General features: G+C 66.7%; 22 protein-coding genes and 1 pseudogene. 9 read left to right on the top strand and 14 right to left on the bottom strand.

The window, feature by feature from the left end; all coding sequences use genetic code 11:
* Positions 1-231 precede the first annotated feature (231 nt).
* The 3 genes from LRC39_RS01090 (at position 232) to LRC39_RS01080 (ending at position 3,295) form a co-directional block, all read left to right on the top strand.
* The gene (locus tag LRC39_RS01090; RefSeq protein ID WP_264053891.1) at positions 232-720 is read left to right on the top strand and encodes a pyridoxamine 5'-phosphate oxidase family protein; all 489 of its coding nucleotides are present in this window, start codon (positions 232-234) and stop codon (positions 718-720) included.
* The gene (locus LRC39_RS01085; protein WP_164636313.1) at positions 721-981 is read left to right on the top strand and encodes a hypothetical protein; all 261 of its coding nucleotides are present in this window, start codon (positions 721-723) and stop codon (positions 979-981) included.
* A gap of 268 nt (positions 982-1,249) precedes the next feature.
* Positions 1,250-3,295 carry an OmpA family protein gene (locus LRC39_RS01080; protein ID WP_346296064.1) on the top strand — a complete coding sequence of 682 codons (2,046 nt, stop codon included), beginning with the start codon at positions 1,250-1,252 and terminating at the stop codon, positions 3,293-3,295.
* Between the two features lie 76 nt (positions 3,296-3,371).
* On the opposite strand, the gene LRC39_RS01075 is transcribed toward LRC39_RS01080, so the two are convergent.
* A complete protein-coding gene (locus LRC39_RS01075) occupies positions 3,372-3,899 on the bottom strand; it encodes a L,D-transpeptidase (RefSeq protein ID WP_346296063.1) in 528 nt (175 codons plus the stop codon).
* 371 nt (positions 3,900-4,270) lie between these two features.
* Complete coding sequence (acs, locus tag LRC39_RS01070) at positions 4,271-6,223, bottom strand: acetate--CoA ligase (RefSeq protein WP_346296062.1); 1,953 nt, start codon at positions 6,221-6,223, stop codon at positions 4,271-4,273.
* Between the two features lie 460 nt (positions 6,224-6,683).
* Between acs and LRC39_RS01065 the strand changes: the two are divergent.
* A pseudogene (locus LRC39_RS01065) lies at positions 6,684-7,702 on the top strand (DNA topoisomerase IB); the annotation flags it as partial.
* A 9-nt stretch (positions 7,703-7,711) separates the two neighbouring features.
* On the opposite strand, the gene LRC39_RS01060 reads toward LRC39_RS01065, so the two are convergent.
* Complete coding sequence (locus LRC39_RS01060; RefSeq protein ID WP_346296061.1) at positions 7,712-8,662, bottom strand: RluA family pseudouridine synthase; 951 nt, start codon at positions 8,660-8,662, stop codon at positions 7,712-7,714.
* Between the two features lie 28 nt (positions 8,663-8,690).
* Here LRC39_RS01060 and ftsY point away from each other — a divergent pair, with 28 nt between their 5' ends.
* Complete coding sequence (gene ftsY / locus LRC39_RS01055) at positions 8,691-9,638, top strand: signal recognition particle-docking protein FtsY (protein ID WP_346296060.1); 948 nt, start codon at positions 8,691-8,693, stop codon at positions 9,636-9,638.
* Complete coding sequence (locus LRC39_RS01050; RefSeq protein ID WP_408018094.1) at positions 9,635-10,252, top strand: septation protein A; 618 nt, start codon at positions 9,635-9,637, stop codon at positions 10,250-10,252. The genes ftsY and LRC39_RS01050 overlap by 4 nt, the downstream gene beginning before the upstream one ends.
* A gap of 130 nt (positions 10,253-10,382) precedes the next feature.
* Here LRC39_RS01050 and LRC39_RS01045 read toward each other — a convergent pair whose 3' ends face one another.
* The 8 genes from LRC39_RS01045 to ccmA all read right to left on the bottom strand — a co-directional run bounded on the left by LRC39_RS01045 (position 10,383) and on the right by ccmA (position 15,064).
* Positions 10,383-10,766, bottom strand: coding sequence for a ComEA family DNA-binding protein (locus tag LRC39_RS01045; protein WP_346296059.1), 384 nt, complete (start codon positions 10,764-10,766; stop codon positions 10,383-10,385).
* 139 nt (positions 10,767-10,905) lie between these two features.
* Positions 10,906-11,502, bottom strand: a complete 597-nt coding sequence (locus LRC39_RS01040) for a DsbE family thiol:disulfide interchange protein (protein WP_346296058.1) — start codon at positions 11,500-11,502, stop codon at positions 10,906-10,908.
* A 16-nt stretch (positions 11,503-11,518) separates the two neighbouring features.
* Positions 11,519-11,692, bottom strand: a complete 174-nt coding sequence (gene ccmD / locus LRC39_RS01035; RefSeq protein ID WP_013500270.1) for a heme exporter protein CcmD — start codon at positions 11,690-11,692, stop codon at positions 11,519-11,521.
* On the bottom strand, positions 11,692-12,426 hold the full coding sequence (locus LRC39_RS01030) for a heme ABC transporter permease (protein ID WP_107353813.1): 735 nt from the start codon (positions 12,424-12,426) through the stop codon (positions 11,692-11,694). The genes ccmD and LRC39_RS01030 overlap by 1 nt, the downstream gene beginning before the upstream one ends.
* A 175-nt stretch (positions 12,427-12,601) precedes the next feature.
* On the bottom strand, positions 12,602-13,264 hold the full coding sequence (locus tag LRC39_RS01025) for an RES family NAD+ phosphorylase (RefSeq protein ID WP_346296057.1): 663 nt from the start codon (positions 13,262-13,264) through the stop codon (positions 12,602-12,604).
* A 61-nt stretch (positions 13,265-13,325) separates the two neighbouring features.
* Positions 13,326-13,706, bottom strand: a complete 381-nt coding sequence (locus tag LRC39_RS01020) for an antitoxin Xre/MbcA/ParS toxin-binding domain-containing protein (RefSeq protein WP_346296056.1) — start codon at positions 13,704-13,706, stop codon at positions 13,326-13,328.
* A gap of 90 nt (positions 13,707-13,796) precedes the next feature.
* A complete protein-coding gene (gene ccmB / locus LRC39_RS01015; RefSeq protein WP_107342453.1) occupies positions 13,797-14,465 on the bottom strand; it encodes a heme exporter protein CcmB in 669 nt (222 codons plus the stop codon).
* Complete coding sequence (ccmA, locus tag LRC39_RS01010) at positions 14,462-15,064, bottom strand: heme ABC exporter ATP-binding protein CcmA (RefSeq protein WP_346296055.1); 603 nt, start codon at positions 15,062-15,064, stop codon at positions 14,462-14,464. Before ccmA ends, ccmB begins: the two co-directional genes overlap by 4 nt.
* 215 nt (positions 15,065-15,279) lie before the next feature.
* Between ccmA and acnA the strand changes: the two genes are divergently transcribed.
* The 3 genes from acnA (at position 15,280) to LRC39_RS00995 (ending at position 19,694) form a co-directional block, all read left to right on the top strand.
* Positions 15,280-17,997, top strand: coding sequence for an aconitate hydratase AcnA (gene acnA, locus LRC39_RS01005; protein ID WP_346296054.1), 2,718 nt, complete (start codon positions 15,280-15,282; stop codon positions 17,995-17,997).
* 168 nt (positions 17,998-18,165) lie between these two features.
* Entirely contained in the window at positions 18,166-18,921 is a 756-nt protein-coding gene (locus LRC39_RS01000) for a DUF1223 domain-containing protein (protein ID WP_107342450.1), read from the top strand.
* A 404-nt stretch (positions 18,922-19,325) separates the two neighbouring features.
* A complete protein-coding gene (locus LRC39_RS00995) occupies positions 19,326-19,694 on the top strand; it encodes a DUF2794 domain-containing protein (protein ID WP_107342449.1) in 369 nt (122 codons plus the stop codon).
* A 142-nt stretch (positions 19,695-19,836) separates the two neighbouring features.
* On the opposite strand, the gene LRC39_RS00990 is transcribed toward LRC39_RS00995, so the two are convergent.
* From LRC39_RS00990 to LRC39_RS00980, 3 genes are all read right to left on the bottom strand, one after another.
* Positions 19,837-20,388, bottom strand: a complete 552-nt coding sequence (locus tag LRC39_RS00990; protein WP_346297561.1) for a GNAT family N-acetyltransferase — start codon at positions 20,386-20,388, stop codon at positions 19,837-19,839.
* A 270-nt stretch (positions 20,389-20,658) separates the two neighbouring features.
* Positions 20,659-21,450 carry a Bax inhibitor-1/YccA family protein gene (locus tag LRC39_RS00985; RefSeq protein ID WP_011155766.1) on the bottom strand — a complete coding sequence of 264 codons (792 nt, stop codon included), beginning with the start codon at positions 21,448-21,450 and terminating at the stop codon, positions 20,659-20,661.
* A 340-nt stretch (positions 21,451-21,790) separates the two neighbouring features.
* Positions 21,791-24,361 (bottom strand): ABC transporter permease, encoded by a 2,571-nt coding sequence (locus tag LRC39_RS00980; RefSeq protein ID WP_346296053.1) that lies wholly within the window; start codon positions 24,359-24,361, stop codon positions 21,791-21,793.

Here is a 24,361-nt window from a genome sequence, read left to right as displayed (position 1 = left end):
GTTATCGTCGATACCAACGGCCGGGCGAGAGCCCGGCCGTTTTGTTTTGATCGCGGATCTCTCCGTCGTCATTGCGAGCGAAGCGAAGCAATCCAGCCCCTTGCAAGAGGTCTCTGGATTGCTTCGTCGGCTTCGCCTCCTCGCAATGACGGTGCGGCCACGTCGCCTCGCCCCCGCGGAACATCGCCGCAAAGCGATCGTTATCGCCGCTGACGAACAAGGGAGAGCGAGATGGCGGCGACGATGAACGAAGGCAATGCGCAGCACGCCTGGGATCTGATGAAGAAGATCACCTTCGCGATGCTGGCGACGCGCGACGGCGAAAAGATCCGCTCGCGCCCGATGGCCGCCTATGTGAGGCCCGAAGAAGGGGCGATCTATTTCCTCACCGACGTCCGCCGCCACAAGGATGAGGAGATCGCGCAGGATCACCACGTCAATCTCGGCTTCGCCAACGCCAGTGCCCAGAAGTACGTCTCGGTCACCGGCACCGCGGCGATTAGCAACGACCGCGCCAAGATCAAGGAGCTGTTCGGCACCGAAGCCAAAGCGTGGTGGGACAGCCCGGATGATCCAAACATCCGTGTGCTCAAGGTGACGCCGGAGGAAGCCGAATATTGGGATTCGCCCGGCACCCTGGTGAGCTACGCCAAGATGATGGTGGCGGCTGCGACTGGCGGTCGGCCCGATCTCGGTGAGAACGCCAAGGTGGCGATCTAAATGGCGCCCGGCGAGCCTCAGGAAGTCCCGAACAATCCCGGACCCGCGACGCCTCCTCCGGAGGTGCCGCCGAGCACGCCCGGTACGCCGACCGAGCCGCCGCTGGAGCAGCCGCCAGGCAATCCAAATCCGGATATCCCGCCGCCGATCACTGAGCCGGGCGCGCCACCGCAGCCGGATGAACTCCCTGGACAGATGCCGGACGAACTGCCCGTGCGATCGCCTCCCGGTCCCGGCGCACCAAATCCCGGCGTGGCGTGAGGTCGGCGCTCGCTGATCGTCAGGACGTCACCGCGTGCGTGTTAGTACGCTGTGTACCAACCAGCATCTATCGCCGTACTGCTTATCCCCGTCCTGAACTCCTGATGAATACCGCCGCGTTCGAGCCTTGAACGCGGCGGAATTATTTCTCTACGGCTGAAGCCGGTTGCCACAATTGAGCCTCACGCCTTGTCGTTCATCGGAACACGGCGGATCACCGTTCGACTGCGTCGCGCGACATCCGCCTGCTCCATTGAGGGTCTGTTTGATGACGAAGCTAAATGTTGCACTGCTCGCGACCACGGCGCTGACGCTCGGGTCGCTGATCGGTCATCCCGCGGCGGCCGAGAGCGCGTTCGCGCCGATGCTGCTCGCGCAGGCGGTGCAGGGCGGCCCAGCGCCGGCCCCGTCCGAGGAAAAGAAGGAGGCGCCGCCGCCTGGCCCGCGCCCTGCACCCGCGCCGCCCAAGGCTGCTCCGCCCGCACCGCCGCCGCCTCCCCCGGCCGCTGCCCCGCCGCATGCTGCTCCTCCGCCGCCACCGGCCGCACCGAAGGCCGCGCCACCGCCTCCTCCGCCGGCTGCCGCCCCTGCGCCCGCGCCCAAGCGCGCCGAACCGCCGCCGCCTCCGCCGCCGAGCCATAGCGCACCGCCGCCGGCGCCCCCGCACGCGGCCCCGCCGCCTCCGCCGGCTCCGAAGCCCTCGGCTCCGCCGACGGCTGCGCCCGCAGAGCGTCCTGCTGCGCCCCCGCCCGCCGCTGCGCCAAGCCGTCCGCCCGCGCCGCCGGCCGGCGAAGCGCCGCAGCGCCGTGGCCCGCCGCCCGGCGCCACTCCGCCGAACGCAGCCGCTCCGGATGCTGCCAAGCAGCCGCCCGCCGGTGAAGCGCCTCAACGCCGTGGCCCGCCCCCCGGCGCGCCGGGTGCTACCCCGCCGAATGCAGGTGCACCTGGTGTGACCCCGCCTTCGGGCGAAGCGCCCCGCCGTGGCCCGCCGCCACCGCCCGCTTCTGCCAATCCGCCGCCCGCCGCTGCGCCGACGCCGGCCCCCTCGGCTCAGCCGCAAGCTGCGCCGACATCGCCGAATCCGTCGGGTCCAGCCGTTGCACCAGGCGCTCGTCAGCCGGGTGAACGGGGTCCGCAACCGGGCGCTCCTGCGGGCGGTCCGCCGCCGCGGCCGCAAGCTGGTCCGGGTGCTCCCGGCGCCGGCCCGGCTGTCGCTCCGCCGCCCGGCCAACCGCAGCCGGCCCAGCCGCAGCCCGGTCAGCCGACGGCAGGTCCCGCGGTGGTTCCGCCGCCACCTCCGCCGCCGGCCGTGACGGCGCCGATCCCTGCCGCGCCGCCGCCGCCGCAGGCGCTGACTCCCATCGCTCCCGGCACGCAGGCGCCCGGGCCGCGCAACCTCTCCGACTTCCGCAGCCAGCGCCGCGAAGTCAACGAGAACGGACGGATCGTGATCACCGAGCCGGGTCGCATCATCGTGCGCGATCCGAGCGGTCAGGAATTTATCCGCCATAACGAGGTGGATCGCTTCCGCTATGGCGCGCGCGACATCCGGGTCGACGATCGCGGCGACGAACGCCGCACCATCGTGATCCGGCCCGATGGCAGCGAGATCATCAACGTCACCGGGCGCGACGGTCAGCTGCTGCGGCGTATCCGCCGCGACCGCGACGGCCGCGAGATCATCATCATCGACAACAGCTACGGTCCGCGCGACCGGGCGAACTTCTATGTCGACCTGCCGCCGCCGGTGATCCGGATTCCGCGCGACCGCTACATCGTCGACTACGAGGACGCATCGCCGGAGCTGATCTACGAAACCCTGGAAGCACCGCCGGTCGAACGGATCGAGCGTCGCTACACCATGGACGAGATCCGCTACAGCCCCGCGGTGCGGCAGCGGATGCCGTCGATCGACCTCAATACCATCAACTTCGACACCGGCTCGTGGGACATCCCCCCGGATCAGGCCGCGAAGCTGCAGGTGATTGCGGACGGTCTCAACCGGGCGATCCAGCGTAACCCGCGTGAGGTGTTCCTGATCGAAGGCCACACCGATGCGGTCGGCAACGACACCGACAATCTGTCGCTGTCGGATCGTCGCGCCGAGGCGGCTGCTGCACTGCTGACTCAGCAGTTCGGGGTGCCGGCCGAGAACCTGACCTCGCAGGGCTATGGCGAGCAGTATCTGAAGATCCAGACCCAGGCTCCGGAGCGTCAGAACCGCCGCGTCACGATCCGGCGCATCACGCCGCTCCTCAATGGCGGTCAGGCGTCGCTGCCGCCGCCTCCTCCGGGCGTGGCACCGCCGCGCTGAGCGGACGGTAGCCTCTCGACAACAAAAAAGCCGCGGACCCGTCCGCGGCTTTTCCTTTTGGCGTGTGCTGCTGTCCTCAGCGCATCACCACCACCTGAGTGCCGACCGGGACGCGCTCGTACAGATCGGTGATGTCGTCATTCAGCATCCGGATGCAGCCATACGACACGAAGCCGCCGATCGACTGCGGCCGGTTGGTGCCGTGAATGGCGTATTCGCCGCCCGCCAGCGTCATCGCCGCGACGCCCATCGGGTTGGCGGGCGATCCGCCCGGGATCACGTCCGGGATGGTCGGGACATCGCGCTTGACGTCGGCCGGCGGAGCCCAGGCCGGATTGCGATATTTGCCGTCGATCTTGGTGGTGCCGGCCCACTGCTTGCCGGCCTTGCCGACGCCGACCGGATAACGCACCGCGTGGCCCGGTTCGACCACCAGGTACAGCCGCCGCTCGCCTGTCCTCACCACAATCGTCCCTGGCGAATAGTCGCCGCGGAAAACGACCAGGTCGGGCCGCGCCTCGGCCTGCGGTGCGGTCAGCACGCCGGCGCCCGCCAACACCGCGACCGCCATGGCCAATTTCGCCGAACGAGATCCAAAAGACATTCAGTCTCTCCAGTTTCCTCGCACCGGACAGCTTCGCTCCGGCGCCCCTCAGCGCCCGCGATGGTCGCAGCGTGAACTAACCAACCGGTGTGTGCTGGACGACCGAAATGAACGCGGGCGTACCATTGAAGAAAAATCCGGGGAACAAAGTAAATGTCCGGCAAACAACACCCGCCGGCAAAATGGTCGCGAGCCGTGTTCCTCGCTCGGATGTGATCGAATCAGCACAGCTTGACCGGGCGGAAGCCACTCGACGCCGCTCTGTATCAACGTCCACGTGACCCCGGCGCGCGTACCCGCCAGACGCGAAAAGGCCCCGCCTGCGAATCACAGGCGGGGCCTTTGGGAATGGCTGCGTCCGCAGGGCTCGGTTAGCCGGCCTTGTGGTGCTTGTTCTGGCGATGCTCGACCAGATCGTCGACGACCGCCGGATCGGCCAGCGTCGAGGTGTCGCCAAGCGAGGACGGCTCGTCCTCGGCGATCTTGCGCAGGATCCGGCGCATGATCTTGCCGGAGCGGGTCTTGGGTAGGCCGGGCGCGAACTGGATCAGGTCGGGCGAGGCGATCGGGCCGATGTCCTTGCGGACCCAGGCGACCAGCTCCTTGCGCAGCTCCTCGGTCGGCTCTTCGCCGGCCATCAGGGTGACGTAGGCGTAGATGCCCTGGCCCTTGATGTCGTGCGGATAGCCGACCACGGCCGCTTCCGACACCTTGGGGTGCGCGACCAGCGAGGATTCGACCTCGGCGGTGCCCATGCGGTGGCCCGAGACGTTGATGACGTCGTCGACCCGGCCGGTAATCCAGTAGAAGCCGTCGGCGTCGCGCCGGCAGCCGTCGCCGGTAAAGTACTTGCCCTTATAGGCCGAGAAGTAGGTCTGCTCGAACCGGGCATGGTCGCCGTACACGGTGCGCATCTGGCCCGGCCATGAGCGGGCGAGGCAGAGGTTGCCGGTGCATTCGCCTTCCAGCACGTTGCCCTCCGGATCCAGGATCTCGGGCACCACGCCGAAGAACGGCCGGGTCGCCGAGCCGGGCTTCAGCTTGGTGGCGCCGGGCAGCGGGGTGATCAGGATGCCGCCGGTCTCGGTCTGCCACCAGGTGTCGACGATCGGGCAACGGTCCTCGCCGACGACGCGGTGGTACCACTCCCAGGCTTCCGGATTGATCGGCTCGCCAACCGAGCCGAGCAGGCGGAGCGACTTGCGCGAGGTCTTCTTCACCGGCTCATCGCCGGCCTGCATCAGCGCGCGGATCGCGGTCGGTGCGGTGTAGAAGATGTTGACCTTGTGCTTGTCGATGACTTCCCAGAACCGCGAATTGCTCGGGTAGTTCGGCACGCCTTCGAACATCAGCGTGGTGGCGCCGTTGGCCAGCGGCCCGTACAGGATGTAGCTGTGGCCGGTGACCCAGCCGACGTCGGCAGTGCACCAGTAGATGTCGCCGTCGTGATAGTCGAAGACGTACTGGTGCGTCATCGAGGCGAACACCAGATAGCCGCCGGTGGTGTGCAGCACGCCCTTGGGCTGGCCGGTCGAGCCCGAGGTGTAGAGGATGAACAGCGGGTCTTCGGCGTGCATATGCTCGACCGGGCACTCGGTCGTCACCATCTCGGCCGCTTCGTGGTACCAGAAGTCGCGGACGTCATCCATTTCGACCGCGGCGCCAGTTCGCTTGACCACCATCACCCAGTCGACGCCGTCGCACTTCTTCAGTGCTGCGTCGACATTGGCCTTCAGCGGTACCTTGCGGCCGCCGCGCAGGCCTTCGTCGGCGGTGATCACGATCTTCGACTTACAGTCATTGATGCGGCCCGCGAGGCTGTCGGGCGAGAAGCCGGCGAACACCACCGAGTGGATCGCGCCGATCCGGGCGCACGCCAGCATCGCGAACGCGGCTTCCGGGATCATCGGCAGATAGATGGTGACGCGGTCGCCCTTGCCGACATTGCGGTTGCGCAGGATGTTGGCGAACTTGCAGACTTCGTCGTGCAGCTCGCGATAGGTGATGCTGCGCGACTGCGAAGGATCGTCGCCTTCCCAGATGATCGCGACCTGGTCGCCGCGCTTGTCGAGGTGACGGTCGATGCAGTTGTAGGCGGCGTTGAGAACGCCGTCCTCGAACCACTTGATTGAAACATTGCCGGGCGCGAACGACCAGTTGTCGATCTTGGTCGGCGCCTTGATCCAGTCGACCCGTTTGGCGTGCTCCGCCCAGAATCCGGTCGGATCCGTCACCGAGCGCTCGTACATCTGGCGATATTTGGCGTCGTCGACGAAGGCGCGGCTCGCCCACTCTGCGGGCACGTCGTAGATCTTCTCGGACATTCGTTCCTCCACATTAACGCGGCCGATGCCGCACCCGCCGTCGGTGCTCGACCGCAACCCCGCTGCAACCGGCGACTCACCCGCCAACGAGTCTGGCTCCGCCGATCGTTGATCCTGCGATCCGGGCGAAGTCATGGAAACGCTACGGGGGAGCATCGCCGGTGAAGAGACGTGCGATCGTCTCAGCCTCCGGCTGTTGTTGTTGAGACAATTATGCGTCGGCCCGCCGGGCCGCGACAAGCGGTGCAGTCATCCGACTTTCGGCGCTGATCGCGCGCATGTGCAGCGCCGTGATCGCGATGCGTGCGCCGCGGCGGCGCGCCTGCCGGAACGAGTGTGGGGTTGGCGCATTAGATGTGGGCTCTGGCGCGGGAATGTTAACGGCATGATCGATCGGCAGAATTTCGAACTTCCCGAAACCGGGACGGACGCATCGGTCGGTTCGGTCGGCGAGCCGGGGAGCGTTGCCGAGCTTGCCGAAGACCTCGGTCTGCATCTTGGCGAAGTCGATCATCTGACGATCCGCCGCATCAAGCGCGGCAAGCGATGGCAATATCTGCGCGCCGATGGTTCGCAGGTGAAACAGCAAAGCACCATTCGCCGGCTGAATGCGCTGGCGGTGCCGCCGGCCTACCAGGATGTCCGCTACGCCGCCGATCCGGCCTCGCATCTGCAGGCGGTCGGCCGTGATGCTGCCGGTCGGCTGCAATACCGTTACCACTCGGATTGGGAGAAGGTTAGAGAAGCCCGCAAGGCGCATCGGTTGGCGCAGCTTGTCGGAGCGCTGCCGAAGATCCGTCGCGCCGTTGGCAAGCACCTGTCGGGAGATGAGCCGACCCGGGAGTTTGCGCTTGCTGCGGTCATCGAACTGATCGCCCGCACTGCGATCCGTCCGGGCAGCGAGTCCTACGCGCGGCTCAACGGCACCCGCGGCGCTGCGACTCTGCTGAAGTCCAACGTGGCGATCGATGACGACTGCGTGACGCTGTCGTTCAAAGCCAAGGGCGGCAAAGCGGTGCGCAAGGAATGCGGCGCGGCCAGGCTGGTGCGGGCTATCGGCATCTTGCGCAAGCTGCCGGGCAAACGGCTGTTTCAATACGTCGGCGCCGACGGCGCGGTGCATCCGGTTTCGACCTCTCAGGTCAACGTCTTCCTGCGCGAACTCGCCGGCATCCGGATTTCGCTGAAGGACTTTCGCACCCTGATGGCATCGGCGGTGGTGCTGGAATCGCTGGCGCGGATCGAGCCCGCGACGAGCGCCCGTGGCCGCCGCAAGCAGGTGCTGGAGGCGGTGCGGATGGCCGCCGACGAGCTCGCCAACACCCCTCGATCTGCCGCAAAAGCTATGTGCACACCACCATCGTGACCGCGTTCGAGGACGGCATTCTCGAACGGTTCGCTTCGACCCTGAAGGGCACCCGCTCCCAGGCCAAGCGCGAACAGCTGCTGGCCCAGGTGGTGATGGCGGCCGCGGCCTGAGGCCGCGCGTCAGCTCGGTGTCCAGCCGCAGGCAGCGAGCCGCGGGTGCATATGCGCGGGCGGCGGCGCGGTGACCACCACCGGCGGTTTGTTACGCGACAGCGGGATGACGATCTCGCGGGCATGCAGATGCAGCCGCGGTTCGCCGAACCGCGGCCCGTTGCCGTAGATGTTGTCGCCGAAGATCGGCCAGCCCATCGCGGCGCAATGCACCCGGAGCTGATGGGTCCGGCCGGTGATGGGCTCGAGCGCCAGCCAGGTGAGGTGCGTCGGGGGAGTCACACCGGATTTGGCGCCCGGCTTTCGAGACAGATCGTCACTCTCTCCGCCAGCACTGAGGGCTCCCTCTCCCGCTTGCGGGAGAGGGTTGGGGTGAGGGCGCCCCGAAGTGAGGCTGCCGCTGTGGACCCCCACCCCCGACCCCTCCCCGCAAGGGGGAGGGGCGAGAAGCGCCGTCTCCTGCGCGGAGGAAACATCGGGTGCAGTGAGCCTGACCGCCGACCGCCCCATCACCCGCCATTTCGTCAGCGACGGCAGCCCTTCCGGATCGACCTTCTGCCACCAGCCGCGTTCGGCGTTGAGCTTGGCGATTGGCAGGTGGATGCTGCCTTCGTCTTCGGCCGGGCCGCCTTCGACGATCGCCCAATAGGTCTTGGAAATCCGCGAATGCTTGAACAGCAGCCCCAGCGTGGCGGTGGCCTTGCGATGGCGGCCGAGCACCAGGCAGCCGGAGGTGTCGCGGTCGAGCCGATGTGCCAGCACCGGCGGGCGCGGCAAACCGTAGCGGAGCGCGTCGAACGATGCCTCCAGGTTCGGGCCGCCTTTGGGCCCGCGATGCACCGGCAGACCCGGCGGTTTGTCGATCACCAGCATCAGCCCGTCGCGGTACAGCACGCGCGCCTGGATCTCCTCGGGGGTCAGTTCCGGCGGCTCGAATTGATCTGGGTGGCTTTCGTTCATGGCGCGAAACGGCTAACACAGCGCCCTGATGAGCGACACTCCGGAAAATTCGAAACAGAGCTGGTGGCGACGGCTGTCCAGCGGACTGAAGCGCACCTCGAGCTCGATCGGGACCGCGCTGTCGGAATTCGTTTCCAAGCGCAAGCTCGATCGGGCAATGCTCGAAGAGATCGAAGACGTGCTGCTGCGCGCCGACCTCGGCACCGAAGTGGCGGCACGGATCGCCAAGGCGGTCGGCGAGGGCCGCTACGACAAGATGATCTCGGCCAGCGACGTCAAAGAGATCGTGGCCGCTGAGGTCGAGAAGGTGCTGGCGCCCGTGGCGCAGCCGCTCGACGTCGACGCCGGCAAGAAGCCATTCGTGATCCTGATGGTCGGGGTCAACGGCTCCGGCAAGACCACCACGATCGGCAAATTGTCGGCGCGCTTCGCTTCCGAGGGCCACAAGGTGATGCTGGCTGCCGGCGACACCTTCCGGGCCGCGGCGATCGATCAGCTCAAGGTCTGGGGCGATCGCACCGGCACCCCGGTGGTGGCCGGCGCTCAGGGCTCGGACGCCGCAGGCCTCGCCTTCAACGCGCTCACCGAAGCCAAGCAGCAGGGTCGTGACGTGCTGCTGATCGACACCGCCGGCCGGCTGCAGAACCGCACCGAGCTGATGAACGAGCTCGAGAAGGTGGTGCGGGTGATCAAGAAGGTTGACGCCACCGCGCCTCATGCGGTGCTGCTGGTGCTCGACGCCACCGTCGGCCAGAACGCGCTGTCGCAGGTCGAAGCCTTCACCAAGACCGCCGGCGTCACCGGCCTGGTGATGACCAAGCTCGACGGCACCGCCCGCGGCGGCATCCTGGTGGCGATCGCCGAGAAGCACAAACTGCCGGTGCACTTCATCGGCGTCGGCGAAGGCGTCGACGATCTGTCGCCGTTCACGGCGCGGGATTTCGCCAAGGCGATCGCCGGCACGGAGGCGGCATGACGGACGACCTGCTGAAGCCCAACCGGCCGCACCCGCTGTTCAAGCTGGCGACCGAGCTCGGGCCGCTGCTGGTGTTCTTCATCGTCAACGCCAAGTTTCATCTGTTCGCCGCGACCGGCGCCTTCATGGTGGCGGTGGTCGCTGCCGTGATCGCGTCCTACGTCGTCACCCGGCACGTACCGGTGATGGCGCTGGTCACCGCCGTGGTGGTGCTGGTGTTCGGCACCCTGACGCTGGTGCTGCACGACGAGACCTTCATCAAGATGAAGCCGACCATCGTGTACGCGCTGTTCGGCGCGGTGCTCGGCGGCGGGCTGCTGTTCGGCCGCAGCTTCATTGCCATCATGTTCGATCAGGTGTTCAACCTGACGGCGGAAGGCTGGCGCAAGCTGACGCTGCGCTGGGCGCTGTTCTTCTTCGCGATGGCGGTGCTGAACGAAGCGGTGTGGCGGACGCAGTCGACTGACTTCTGGGTCAACTTCAAGGTGTTCGGCGCGGTGCCGCTCACCATGCTGTTCGCGCTGCTGCAGATGCCGCTCACCAAGCGCTACGCGGCCGAGCCCGCCACGCTCGAACAGAGCGCCGCCGACGAAGGCGACGTGTCGGGGCGCTGAGTCTGCTTGGCCCCAGGTCGTCATTGCCGGGCTCGACCCGGCAATCCATCTTGTTGTGAAGGGATGGATGCCCGGGTCAAGCCCGGGCATGACGTGTTACTTCGGGGCAGGCGCCCCGGCCTCACCTCGATTATTTCTGCTTGGCGATGATCTTGTCCTTGATGCCGTCGTAGGTCTTCTGCGGCACGATCTTCTTCTGCACCAGCTCGTCCTTGCCCTTGTAGGGCCGGCCCTTGATGATAGCAGCGGAGTAAGCCTTGCCGACGCCGGGGAGCGCGTCGAGCTGTTCGGCGGTCGCCGAGTTGATATCGAGGAGCTCGACCTTCTCCGACTTCGCCGGCGCAGCCGCCTTGGTGTCGGCTTTCGGCGGAGGGGCCATCTTGTCGGATTTGGCGGTCGGCGGCGTGGCCGGCTGCGGTGCCTGCGCCATCGCGGGCGCGGAGACGAGCAGGCCGAGCGCGACGGCGGCGGCGAGCGGGGCGAGCGTGAGACGACGGAAAGTCGAGGTACCCATCGGATGTCCCTCCAAAGGACGTTGTTAGTAACGCCCGAAGCTCATCCGGGATTCATGGCGCCGCAATGGCGGTGCGATGAACGGCTGATAAACGATCCGATTTATTTTCGAGGGGTTTTTAGCGGTGCTAACAGGTCGGTCAGCTCTGCGGCGCGGCCAGCGCCTTGCTGATTTCCGGCTTCAGCACCTTCTCGATGTTGTCCGGGGTGATCGGCCCGACCAGCTTGTAGACGATCTTGCCGTCGCGGCCGATCACGAAGGTCTCCGGCACGCCGTACACGCCCCATTCGATCGCGGCACGCCCTGAGGCATCGACACCGACGGCCGCGAACGGATTGCCATACCGGCCGAGGAAGCGGCGGGCGTTGTCGGGCTTGTCCTTGTAGTCGATCCCGACGAGCTGGATGCGGGTGTCCCGCGCCAGCGTCATCAGCAGCGGCGCTTCATCGTGGCAAGGCACGCACCACGACGCCCAGACGTTGACGACGCTGACCTTGCCTTTGAACATCGCCGGATCGAGTCCCGCGACCTGGTTGCCGTCGCGGCTCAAGCCTTCCAGCGGCGGCAGCGGCGTCTGCGGCGCCGGCCGACCGATCAGGGCCGAGGGGATCCGCGACACGTCGCTGTCGCCGAGCCGAAACCAGAACAACACCGCGAGCCCGGCGAACAGCAGCGCCGGCAGCACCACCAGCCAAGAGCGGCGCTTCGGCGAGGCGGGATCGAAGGTGTCGCTCATGATGATCCGTCGGTTGTCAGTGGTCGGTCGCGCTGCGGCCGGAGCGGCGGACGGCGCCGCGGGCTTCGAGATCGCGCAGCCGCGCCTTCTGCTTGCGATAATCCAGCACGACCCAGCCGATCAGCAGCAGCACCACGATCGCGGTCGCGGCGTAGGACGAGACGATGAAGTCCGCGTATTTGCCGAACATCACGCCGCCTCGGCCCGGCTGGCCTGCATCATCTGCAGCGAGCGCACCCGCCGGCGCAGGATCTCGTTCCGCATCGCCGCCAGATGCAGCGTGAGAAACAGCAGCGAAAACCCGATCGCGGTGACCAGGAGCGGGATCAGGAACGCCTTGTCGAGCGTCGATCCGCCCATCCGCACCACCGAGGCCGGCTGGTGCAGCGTATTCCACCAATCGACCGAGAACTTGATGATCGGCAGGTTGATGGCGCCGACTAAGGTCAGCACGGCGGCGGCGCGGGCGGCCCGGGACGGGTCCTCGACCGCGCGCCACAGCGCGATCAGGCCTAGATACATCAGAAACAGCACCAGCATCGAGGTCAGCCGGGCGTCCCATTCCCAATAGGTGCCCCACATCGGCCGGCCCCACAGCGAGCCGGTGACCAGCGCCAGGAAGGTGAAGGCCGCGCCGATCGGCGCCGCGGTCTTGGCTGCGACGTCGGCAAGCGGATGCCGCCACACCAGCGTGCCGAGCGAGGCGACGCTCATCACCCCCCAGACGAACATCGCCAGCCAGGCGTTCGGCACGTGCACGAACATGATCTTGACGGTGGCGCCCTGCTGGTAGTCGTCCGGCGCCAGCATGCCCTGGGTCAGCCCCGCCGCCAGCGCCAATGCGGTCGCGGCCGCCAACCAGGGCAGCAGGCGCCCCGCGAGCGTCAGGAACCGGGTCGGATTGGCGAGTTCGGTCAGCTTCATCGCGTTCCTGATATCGGGGCTGAGGGCCGCAGGCAATGACGCCGCGTAAGGGTTGCTGCGGAGTTGATCGGGGCAGCCCCACAGGTGATCGCTGTCGCAGTGCAGCAAACTAGCCGCTGCGGGTGCGCGGCGGCATTCGGGCCAAACCGGAGATGCGGCCGATCGCGATCGCGCATCAGCGGTTCCAGAGTAAGCCGTGCATTCGCGGATCGGCGTCGAATGCGTCCCGGCCGAAGGCGAGCGAGCCGCGTGGTGCTTCGCAGAAGGCGCGCGCCCCGTTGCGGTCGAGATGGATGCGCCAGCTTTGGCGTTCCACCGGCGCCGTGCTGCGGAACGCGCGCGGTGACAGTACCGCGACGTTGGCGCCATGCTGCGGGTCGCGGACCGAGGGATATTTGATGATCTCCGCGCCGGCGGCGCGCGCCGCTTCGCTGAACGCTTGTCCGGCGGCGTAGTCCTGCGTGTTCAGGATCGCCGCCAGGTCATCCGACGGCCGTGTTGTGAGATCGAGCACACGCTCCGAACCGAGGTTGATCGAGAAGGCGGTGTATTCCGCGGGGTTCTGCGGCCACGGCGTGCCGGGCGATTCGGCGAAGAAGAGCAGGCGATGAAACACCGCCTCGGCGATCGCCGTCGAGGGCTGCGCGGCGGCATAGAACACGCCCGCTTCGGCATTGGGCCGCCGAAACCGCGAGCCCCACGGGTTGGTCGCGCTGTAGCGGAACGGCGTCATCAGCAGAAAGTCGAGGCCCTCGCAATCCGCCGGGACCGGCGGCTTGGTGTCCTCGATGATGTCTTCCAGCAGCGCCTGCTCCTCGAGCGAGTCGGTCAGCTTCATCGTCGCTGATTGATGCTGCGCCTCGACGATGCGCCAGAACCGTCCTGAGAGCCTCGCCGATTCAGATCGGAGCGCGTCGCGTATCCAGGTACTGGACAACATGAAACAGCCCCGGAATTTTCTGGATCAGCTCGATCGGCGTACCCCGCAGCGCGAGGTTGTCGCTCTTCATCCATGCGCGCGCGGCGGTCTCGTCGCCGGCCACGATGGCGTCCAGCGAGCGGTACAGCCGGACGAACAGCGCGGCGAGTTCATAGGCCTTGCCGCCGTCGAGCACGTAGTCGCCGCTCTTCATCCGCGACACCACGGACTCCGACAGGCCGATGACGTTGCTCAACACCTTCTGCGACAGGCCGAGGCGCTCGGCCGCCTTGAGGGTGGCCTTGGTCAGCACCTGCCCCTTATCGAGGGCGGCCGGGGATCGATTCAGAACAGCGACCACGTTGCGCTCCTCTTTCTAAAGAAAGAATATAATATAATCTTCTCTCACACAAGAGAAGTGGGTCACGCGGAGGTGGTTCCCGCTAGTCGGCTAATCCAGCCCCTGGCGTAGGCTGGCGGCGGCGGCGAACGGGCCGATCACCAGGCTGAGCAGCGAGATCGCGCACAGGATCGAGAACGGGGTGCCGAACGACACCGGGCCGACGATCGCCGCCTGGGAGGCGGAAACGCCGAAGATCAGCACCGGGATCGACAGCGGCAGCACCAGCACGGCCAGCAGGAGGCCGCCGCGGCGTAGCGTCACCGCCAGCGCGGCGCCGATCATGCCGGTGAAGGTCAGCGCCGGGGTGCCGGCCAGCAGCGTCGCCATCACGGCCAGCGAGGCGCTGCCGTCGAGGTTGAGCAATAGGCCCAGCACCGGCGTCGCGACGATCAGCGGCAGCCCTGCCGCCAGCCAATGCGCCAGCGCCTTGGCGGCGCAGGTCAGCTCCAGCGGGGTCCGGCTCATCACGATCAGGTCGAGCGAGCCGTCCTCGGCGTCGGCGGTGAACAGCCGGTCGAGTGTCAGCAGGCTGGCGAGCAGCGCGCCGAGCCATAGGATCGCCGGCCCGAGCCGCTTCAAAAGCGCAAGGTCGGGGCCGACCGCGAACGGCATCAGCACCACCACGGTGAGGAAGAATAATACGCCGATCAGCGCGCCGCCGCCGACGCGGAGTGCGATCTTGATATCGCGGCGAATGATGGCGCCGAGCGCGGTCATGACGCGGTTCCGATCCGCTGCTCGCGCACCGGAATGCCGAGCGGCGTGTGAGTGGCGGCGACGATGATGCCGCCGCGGGCGAGGTGATCCTGCATCAGCCCGACGAACAGCTCCTGGCCTTTGATGTCGAGCGCGGAGGTCGGCTCGTCCAGTAGCCAGATCGGCCGCCGTACCACCAGCAGGCGGGCGATCGAGAGCCGCCGGCGCTGGCCGGCCGACAGATACGCCGCCGGCAGTTCGGCGGCGTGGCCGAGCCCGACCGCCTTGATGGAGGCGCTCAGATCGGTGCGCTCGCCGCCGAGAAAGTCGCGCCAGAAGCCGAGATTTTCAGCGACGCTGAGCGACGGCTTGAGCGCGTCGCGGTGGCCGAGATAGTGCGCCTGTTCGGCGACCGGCGTATCGGGTTCCCCGCCGTCGAGCGTGACGGTTCCGTCCTCAGGTGTCAGCAGCCCGGCGATCAGCCGCAGCAGCGACGTCTTGCCGGCGCCGTTATGTCCGATCAGCGCCAACGCCTCGCCGGCGCTTGCCTCGAAGGCCAGTCCGGCGAATACCTCGCGGCCACCTCGTACACACCGTAAGTCGCGCCCCGACAGCCGCATGCATCCCAACCTGTTCCGCTCCGGGATCGGAACGGCCTGCTCACAAATCGATGCGCTCGCCTGTCATTGTCGAACTGGCGGCGCAATTGGAAAGGTTCTATAAGCCGGAACTTGATGCAGCACACGATCGGCGCCTGCAAGCCGGACGGCCTGCCCCTCCGGAGCCAGCATACAAGCTCGCCCAATCGAAAACGATAATCTGGGACCCGCCTTACATGACCTCGCTCGACAGCTTCAAATGCCGGAAGATCCTCAAGGTCGGCAGCAAGTCTTACGTCTATTACAGCCTGCCCACCGCCGAGAAGAACGGCCTGAAGGGGATTTCCCGTCTGCCCTACTCGATGAAGGTGCTGCTGGAGAACCTGCTGCGCAACGAGGACGACCGCACCGTCAAGAAGGCGGACATCATGGCGGTCGCCAAGTGGATGCGGAAGAAGGCGCTGGAGCACGAAATCGCATTCCGCCCGGCGCGCGTGCTGATGCAGGACTTCACCGGCGTGCCGGCGGTGGTCGATCTCGCGGCGATGCGCAACGCGATGCAGAAGCTCGGTGGCGATGCCGAGAAGATCAATCCGCTGGTGCCGGTCGACCTCGTCATCGACCACTCGGTGATCGTCAACTTCTTCGGTAACAACCAGGCGTTCAAGAAGAACGTTGCCGAGGAGTACAAGCAGAACCAGGAGCGCTATGAGTTCCTGAAGTGGGGCCAGAAGGCGTTCTCGAACTTCTCGGTGGTGCCGCCCGGCACCGGCATCTGCCACCAGGTCAATCTCGAGTACTTGGCGCAGACGGTCTGGACCAAGAAGGAGAAGATGACGATCGGCCGCAAGACCGGCACTTTCGAAGTCGCCTATCCGGACACGCTGGTCGGTACCGACTCGCACACCACCATGGTCAACGGTCTCGCCGTGCTCGGCTGGGGCGTCGGCGGCATCGAGGCGGAAGCTGCGATGCTCGGCCAGCCGCTGTCGATGCTGCTGCCGGAAGTGGTCGGCTTCAAGCTCAAGGGCGCGCTCAAGGAAGGCGTCACCGCCACCGACCTGGTGCTCACCGTCACCCAGATGCTGCGTAAGCAGGGTGTGGTCGGCAAGTTCGTCGAATTCTTCGGCCCGGGCCTCGACAATCTCTCGGTCGCCGACAAGGCCACCATCGCCAACATGGCGCCGGAATACGGCGCGACCTGCGGCTTCTTCCCGGTCGACGGCGAAACCATCGATTACTTGAAGACCTCGGGCCGTGCCTCGGCGCGGGTCGCGCTGGTCGAGAAGTACAGCAAGGTGCAGGGCCTGTTCCGCACCTCCAAGTCGCCGGACCCGGTGTTCACCGTGACGCTGACGCTGGACCTCGCCACCGTCGAGCCGTCGATGGCCGGCCCGAAGCGCCCCGAGGGCCGCATCGCGCTGTCGTCGGTGTCGGAAGGCTTCGCCACCGCGATGGCCAACGAGTACAAGAAGGCGCTTGACGGCGCGCGCTACAAGGTGGAAGGCCGCAACTTCGATCTCGGCCACGGCGACGTGGTGATCGCGGCGATCACCTCGTGCACCAACACCTCAAACCCGAGCGTGCTGATCGGCGCCGGCCTGTTGGCGCGTAACGCCGCGGCCAAGGGCCTCAAGGCGGCGCCGTGGGTGAAGACCTCGCTGGCCCCGGGCTCGCAGGTCGTCGCCGAGTATCTGGCGAATTCGGGTCTGCAGAAGGATCTCGACAAGGTCGGTTTCAACCTCGTCGGCTTCGGCTGCACCACCTGCATCGGCAACTCCGGGCCGCTGCCGGAAGAGATCTCGAAGTCGATCAACGACAACGGCATCGTCGCCGCGGCCGTGCTGTCGGGCAATCGCAACTTCGAAGGCCGCGTCTCGCCGGACGTGCAGGCCAACTACCTGGCCTCGCCGCCGCTGGTGGTCGCCTATGCGCTCGCCGGCTCGGTGACCAAGAACCTCGCGGTCGATCCGATCGGCACCGGCAAGGACGGCAAGCCGGTGTACCTGAAGGACATCTGGCCGAGCACCAAGGAGATCAACGCCTTCGTCAAGAAGTACGTGACCTCCAAGATCTTCAAGGCGCGCTACGCCGACGTATTCAAGGGCGACACCAACTGGCGCAAGATCAAGACGGTCGAGTCCGAGACCTACAAGTGGAACATGTCGTCGACCTACGTGCAGAACCCGCCGTACTTCGAAGGCATGACCAAGCAGCCGGAGCCGATCACCGACATCGTCGACGCCCGCGTCCTGGCGCTGTTCGGCGACAAGATCACCACCGACCACATCTCGCCGGCCGGTTCGATCAAGCTGACGTCGCCTGCTGGTAAGTACCTGACCGAGCGTCAGGTGCGCCCGGCCGACTTCAATCAGTACGGCACCCGCCGCGGCAACCACGAAGTGATGATGCGCGGCACCTTCGCCAACATCCGCATCAAGAACCACATGCTGAAGGGCGCCGACGGCAATATTCCGGAAGGCGGCCTGACCAAGCACTGGCCGGACGGCGAGCAGATGTCGATCTACGACGCCGCCATGAAGTACCAGGAAGAGAAGGTGCCGCTGGTGGTGTTCGCCGGTGCCGAATACGGCAACGGCTCGTCGCGCGACTGGGCCGCGAAGGGCACCCGTCTGCTCGGCGTCCGTGCCGTGATCTGCCAGAGCTTCGAGCGCATCCATCGCTCGAACCTGGTCGGCATGGGCGTGCTGCCGCTGACCTTCGAAGAGGGCACCTCGTGGGCCTCGCTCGGCCTCAAGGGCGACGAGAAGGTCACGATCCGCGGCCTCGAAGGCGACCTCAAGCCGCGGCAGATGCTGGAAGCCGAGATCACCTCGGCCGAGGGCAAGCGCAAGCGCGTGCCGCTGCTGTGCCGCATCGATACGCTCGACGAGCTCGATTACTACCGCAACGGCGGTATTCTGCACTACGTGCTGCGCAAGCTCGCGGCCTAACAGTCGCGATCTTCGTCGATAGGCTCAGAATGCCTCACTGCGAAGTGAGTGGCAGGTGAACGGAAGGCGGCCTATGCAAATGGCCGCCTTTTCGTTTTAAGGCTCCTCGATGGATGGCGGCGTGCCGCCGTCCCGAAGCATTCGGCAAAGGCGGTTCGGCAAACGACGATGAATGGTGTTGGTGGATTTTCGCGGTGGTCCGGCGCACTCGGCCTGTGCGTGACGATCGCGACGGCCGATCTTGCTGCCGCCGAGCCCCGCGCCGTGGTCGAGCTGTTCACCTCGCAAGGCTGCTCGTCCTGTCCGCCGGCGGACAAAATCATCGGCGAACTCGCCCGCGATCCGTCGGTGATCGCCCTCAGCCTTCCGATCGACTACTGGGACTATCTCGGCTGGAAGGACACGCTGGCCGACTCCCGTTTTACCGCTCGCCAGAAAGCTTACTCGCAAGTGCGAGGCGATCGGGACGTGTTCACCCCGCAGGTGATCGTCAATGGGTCGGCGCACCTTGTCGGCAGCAACCGCGCCGGCATCGAGGGCGCGATCAAGACCACCGACAAGACCGCCGGGGTGATGACCGTGCCGGTCTCGGTGGCGGTCGAAGGCAAAGAGATCAAAGTCTCGGTCGCCGCGGCGCCTCAGGGCGAGACGACCAAGAGCGGCGAAGTCTGGATCTGCGCGGTGTCCAAAGCGATCCCGATCGAGATCGGACGTGGCGAGAACCGCGGCCGGCACGTCACCTACCACAACGTGGTGCGCAATCTGCTGAAGGTCGGCGATTGGACCGGTGCGGCGGAGCACTGGACGGTGCCGCTGGAGAACGTTGTCGGCGACGGCGTCGATGCGGCGGCGGTCTATGTGCAAAACGGCAGCCGTGAGAAGCCCGGCGCGATGCTCGGGGCCGCGTTCACGTCGCTGAACTGACCGTCTGCCGGGTGAGATTTAGCGGACAATCGTCGGAGCTGATTTGCGCGCCTTGGCTGCGGGCTTCACGATCGGAAGCGAGCCGGCCCCTCAAAACAAAAAAGGACCAACTTGCGTCGGCCCAGGAGGGGGATCGAGGTTCTGCGTACAGGCCCGATCCCGACTGCTTCGGGGGGCTGGGGGCTGAGGAATCCGAAGCCGAAGGGACCGGGCCAACGCAGTGATAGCGTTATCGCAAGCGGGCTTGGCGGGCGCTGGGCGAAAATCGGGCGGCAATAAGAATTCGGCTAACGAAGGCGTGAGCCGCGTGCGCAAGGGCGCTGTTTCGGCGCCTGCTGCTTTCGGTCCCCTTGCGGCCCGTCGCCGGCGGCGCAATCATGTCAGCGTCGTGACAGGAGGCGCCGATGGATATGATTTCCGGGGAGGCTGACCCCAGCGAGAGCCGCGCAGCGGAGCGCCCAGGCACCGCACCGCTGCAGGGACTGGTCACTTTCAACCGCCTGGAGCTTAATCGCATCCTCAATCTCTATGGCCGGATGGTCGCGGCCGGCGAGTGGCGCGATTACGCCATCGACTTCCTGAAAGACACCGCGGTGTTCTCGATCTTCCGCCGCGCCTCGGAAGTCCCGATCTATCGCATCGTCAAGGATCCGCGGCTCGCCCGTAAACAGGGCGCGTATTGCGTCATCGGCGCTTCCGGCCAGATCCTGCGCCGCGGCCATGAACTCGAACGTGTGCTGCTGGTGATCGACCGCAAGCTGGCGCTGGTCTGACCTCAACGCGGCGGAGCTGGGTCGGGGCGAAGCGTCTCGATGGCCCCCGTCTTGTCCGGGCGCCCCAATATCCCAGAGCGCCAGGGATCAGCGTCAATTGTCTGGAATACTGGGCCCTCCGCTTTCGCGGAGAGTTACGGCATTATGCGCTGTTCGGCCGTGCTTCTGCTTCGGGCACCGTCTGTCCGCCGTCGCCCAGCGTCCGCTGCATCAGCACCGAGTCCAGCCAGCGACCAAACTTGAAGCCGACGTCGGTATGGGTGCCGATCGGCGCGAAGCCGGCCTTGCGGTGCAGGGCGATCGAGGCGGCGTTGGCGGAATCGCCGATCACCGCGATCATCTGCCGGAAGCCGCGCTCGGTGCATGCGGCGATCAGGTCGTGCAGCAGCGCGCTGCCGATGCCGCGGCGGTGCGCCGCCGGATCGAGATAGATCGAGTTCTCGACCGTGAACCGATAGGCCGGCCGTGGCCGGTAGGGGCCCGCATAGGCGTAGCCGGCAATCGCCCCGTCCGCCTCCGCGACCAGATACGGAAAGCCGGCTTCGGTCAGAGTGCTGAACCGCCGCGTCATCTCGGCAAGGTCGGGCGGGGTCAGCTCGAAGGTCGCGGTGCCGAAGCGCACCGCCTGCTCGTAGATCGCGGTGATGGCCGGCAGGTCGGCGGTGGTCGCCGGGTGGATCAGGTGGTCGGACATACGGAATTCGGACTCGGAGCGGATCGCCAATCTCAGCGGCACCTCATACGCGGGCTTGACCCGCGTATCCATCCTCTTCGCCATGACGCTTGGCTGGCTTGCAGGAGGCTGCCTGCAGCAGGATGGATCGCCGGGGCGAGCCCGGCAAGGACGGGCGGTTGCTGTGAGGCGCTTTGCGCGAGTCCCTTGGTTCGGGACGTTTGGTCCGCCCAAAACAAAAGCCCCGGCGCTGGGCCGGGGCTTCGAGCTGTCAGGTCTGGGAGGAGACCGTTATTCCTTCTGTCCGAGCAGCTGGAGCAGCAGCGTGAACAGGTTGATGAAGTTCAGGTAGAGCGACAGAGCGCCGGTAATGGCGGCCCGCTCGGCGACGTCGCCGCCCATCGAGCCGTAGCCGTAGATGTAGTCGTTCTTCAGGCGCTGGGTGTCCCAGGCGGTCAGGCCGGCGAACACCAGCACGCCCACCACCGAGACGATGAACTGCAGCATCGACGAGGCGACGAACAGGTTCACCAGGCTGGCGATCACGACGCCGAACAGGCCCATGATCAGGAACGAACCCATCCCGGTCATGTCACGCTTGGTGGTGTAGCCGTAAAGGCTCAGCGCACCGAACGCGGCCGCGGTGATGAAGAACACCCGGACGATCGAGGTGTGGGTGTAGACCAGAAAGATCGACGACAGCGAGATGCCCATCAGCGCCGAGAACGCCCAGAACAGAAGCTGTGCGGTCGCCGGCTTCAGGCGGTTGATGCCAAAGGAGATGACAAACACCATCGCCAGCGGGGCGAGGATGAAGACCCACTTCAGCGGGCTGACGAACATCGCCACGCCGAACGAGGTCAGCATGGTGTTGCCGACCCGAGCCGCAGCCGCGCCGGCGTCCGTGGTCACGGCGCCCATATAGACGCCGAGCGCCGCCAGGCCGGTGATGGCCAGGCCGATCGTCATGTAGTTGTAGATGCGCAGCATGTAGGCGCGCAGCCCGGCGTCGACGGTCGCGGTTTCGACGCGTCCGGCGGCCCGGCCGAAGGGAGAAGTGTAGTTGCGGTCCAAGTCCGACATGGTCGAGATCCCGAGTTGGTCTGGCCGGTCGCGAAGGGTGGCGAAAGCCAGTACTAATTTATCCGGACGGTGGCGAAGAATGTGCGCTTAAAGTTGAGCCAAGATCCTAGTCAGGACCCAAAATTAACGTCTGTTCATCGAGCCGTCCGACCCATGCTGATATGTGGGAAACTAACACGGACGGGGCAAGCTTTAATGCGCGGCTGAATGTCGCTCCGCTCTGAAGGGTAAAGAAATCGGCGTCCGACCTTGGTCGAAAATGGCCATTTCCCAGTCCTAACAGGACCCGCCAGAGCGGTGCGCCAGCGCGCCGCGCCGCCCGTTCCGCCGGCGCTGCATACTATAAATTTCGCAAAACGGAAGCTGGTTTCTGGTTGAGCGCCAGCCACGTGCCGATCAGTCCGAGGCCGACCGTGACCACCAGGGCGGCCACCACCACGCCGGCCGCCGAGCCGGCCTGCCAGGCGAAACTCAGCGTCATTAATCGTGTGACAATCAGCCACGCGGCGGCCGAGCCGGCCAGCACGGCGAACGCCGCGGTGGCGAGACCAATCAGCGCATATTCGAGCGCGAAGGCCCCGATCAGCCGTGCCCGGGTGGCGCCCAGCGTCTTCAGGATCACCGCGTCATAGACCCGGTGGCGATGGCCGGCCGCGAGCGCGCCGCCCAGCACCAGGATGGCGGAGATGAGCGTCACCGCGCTGGCGCCGCGCACCGCCAGCACCAGGTTCGACACCACGCCGCCGACCGTCTCCAGCGCCTCCCGCACCCGGACCGAGGTCACCATCGGAAACCGGTCGGCGACCTGCTTGATCACCGCGGCGTCGCTCTGCGGCGTGCTGCCGCTCTCGGTCAGCGTGGCGATATGGGTGTGCGGCGCGCCGCGGAAGGTGTCCGGTGAAAACACCAGGACGAAATTGATCCCGAGGCTCTGCCAATCGATGCTGCGCAGGTTCGAGATCGTGGCGGTGATCTCGCGGCCGAGCACATTGACGGTGACCTTGTCGCCGATCGACAGGCCAAGTCCCTGTGCCAGCTTCTTGTCGAACGACACCAGCGGCGGTCCGCTGTAGTCCTTGGGCCACCACCGCCCCTCGACCACCTTGGAACCGGCCGGGACATCGGCCGCATAGGTCAGGCCGCGATCGCTCTGCAGCACCCACTCGGCGTCCGGCGCCGGCTTGAGGTCTTCGGCGCGAACGCCGCGCGCGGCGACGATCCGGCCGCGCAGCATCGGCACGTCTTCCAGGGTGGCGTTCGGCGCGATCTGGCGCAGGAATGTGCCGAATTGATCAGTCTCGCTGGAGGGGATGTCGATGAAGAAGAAGGTCGGTGCCTTCTCGGGCAGTGCGGCGCTGAACTGCCGCCTCAGGTTACCGTCGATCTGCGAGACGGTAACCAGGACCGCGAGGCCGAGACCCAGCGACAGGACGACTGATGGTGTCAGCGCGCCGGGGCGGTGAATGTTGGCGACGGCGAGCCGCAGCATGGTGATGCGCGACCGCGGCAGCCGGCGCGCGATCGCCATCAGTCCGGCGGCGACGCCGCGCAGCAGCACGAAGATCGCCAGGGTGGCGCCGATCACCGCCAGCGCGACGCGCTTGTCGTAGGCGAGCCCGATCACCACCGCGAGCAGCACCGCGACGACCGCGGCGATCAAGGCGATGTGCTTCAGCCGGGGTCGGTGGCCGTCGGCGGTCGCGGCCTCGCGAAACAGCGCCGCCACCGGCACGTCGCGCACCTGCGCCAGCGGCCATAATCCGAACGCCAGCGCGGTGAGCAGGCCGTACACCAGCGACAGCGCCAGTTCGCCGGGATGCAGCGCCGCCACCACCGGCAGCGGGAGTAACTGCCCGAACAGCCCGACCAGCGCGAACGGCATCGCGGCACCGAGCGCCAGCCCGATCGCCGCGCCGATCAGCGCGAGCACGATCACCTGGGTGAGATAGATCGCAAACACGTCGCGCCCGGTGGCGCCGACCGCCTTCAGCGTCGCGATCACGTCGCGGCGGCGATCGATATGGCTCTTCACCGCATTGGCGACGCCGACGCCGCCGACCACCAGCGCGGCGAGGCCGACCAGGGTCAGAAATTGAGTGAAACGGGTAATGGTGCGTTCGAGCTGCGGCGAGGCGTTGCCGCGGGTGCGGATTTCCCAGCCGGCCTGCGGCAGTGCCGCGCGGGTGTCATCGACCAGCCGCTGCGCTGCGCGATCGTCGGTGCCGTTGTCCGGCAGCCGGACCCGGTAGGTCCAGCGCACCAGGCTGCCGGGCTGCAGCAACTGGGTCGCGCGCAAGCCGTCGTCGCTGATCAAGAAGCGAGGACCGAAGCCGATGTTGCCGGACAGCTTGTCCGGCTCGGCCGCCACTGCGCTGCGGATCTGGAAGGTGGCACTGCCGATCGTGACCTTGTCGCCGATCTTCAGATCGAGCCGCGCCAGCAGGGCTGGGTCGGCGGCGGCCCCAAAGGCATCGTCCCGCCGGGCGAGCAGGTCGGCAACCGGCATCGGCGGTTCGAGTTTGAGCTCGCCGAGCAGCGGATAGGCGCCGTCGACCGCCTTCAGCTCGACCAGAGCCGAGCGGCCGTCGTCGGTCCGTACCATGCCGCGCATTGTGGTCGCGACCGAGACATCGCCGCGGCTGCGCAGGAACGCCACTTCGTTCGGCGTTGCTTCGCGCTGGATCAGCGAAAACGCGGCGTCACCGCCGAGCAGCGTGCGGCCCTCGCGGGCGAGCCCGTCGCCGAGGCTGGCTGCGACCGAACCGACGCCGGCGATCGCCATCACGCCGAGCGCGATGCAGGCGATGAAGACGTAGAAGCCGTTCAGCCCACCGCGCATCTCGCGCAGCGCGTAGCGCTGCGGCAGCGACCACGAACGGATGCGGGGCGACGTCTCGGTCAGGACCGTCAT

The organism is Rhodopseudomonas sp. P1 (assembly GCF_039642825.1).
Classification (GTDB): Bacteria; Pseudomonadota; Alphaproteobacteria; order Rhizobiales; family Xanthobacteraceae; genus Rhodopseudomonas; species Rhodopseudomonas palustris_H.
The sequence above is the reverse complement of the archived record's forward strand: the minus strand, read 5'-3'. Positions and strand labels throughout refer to the sequence as shown.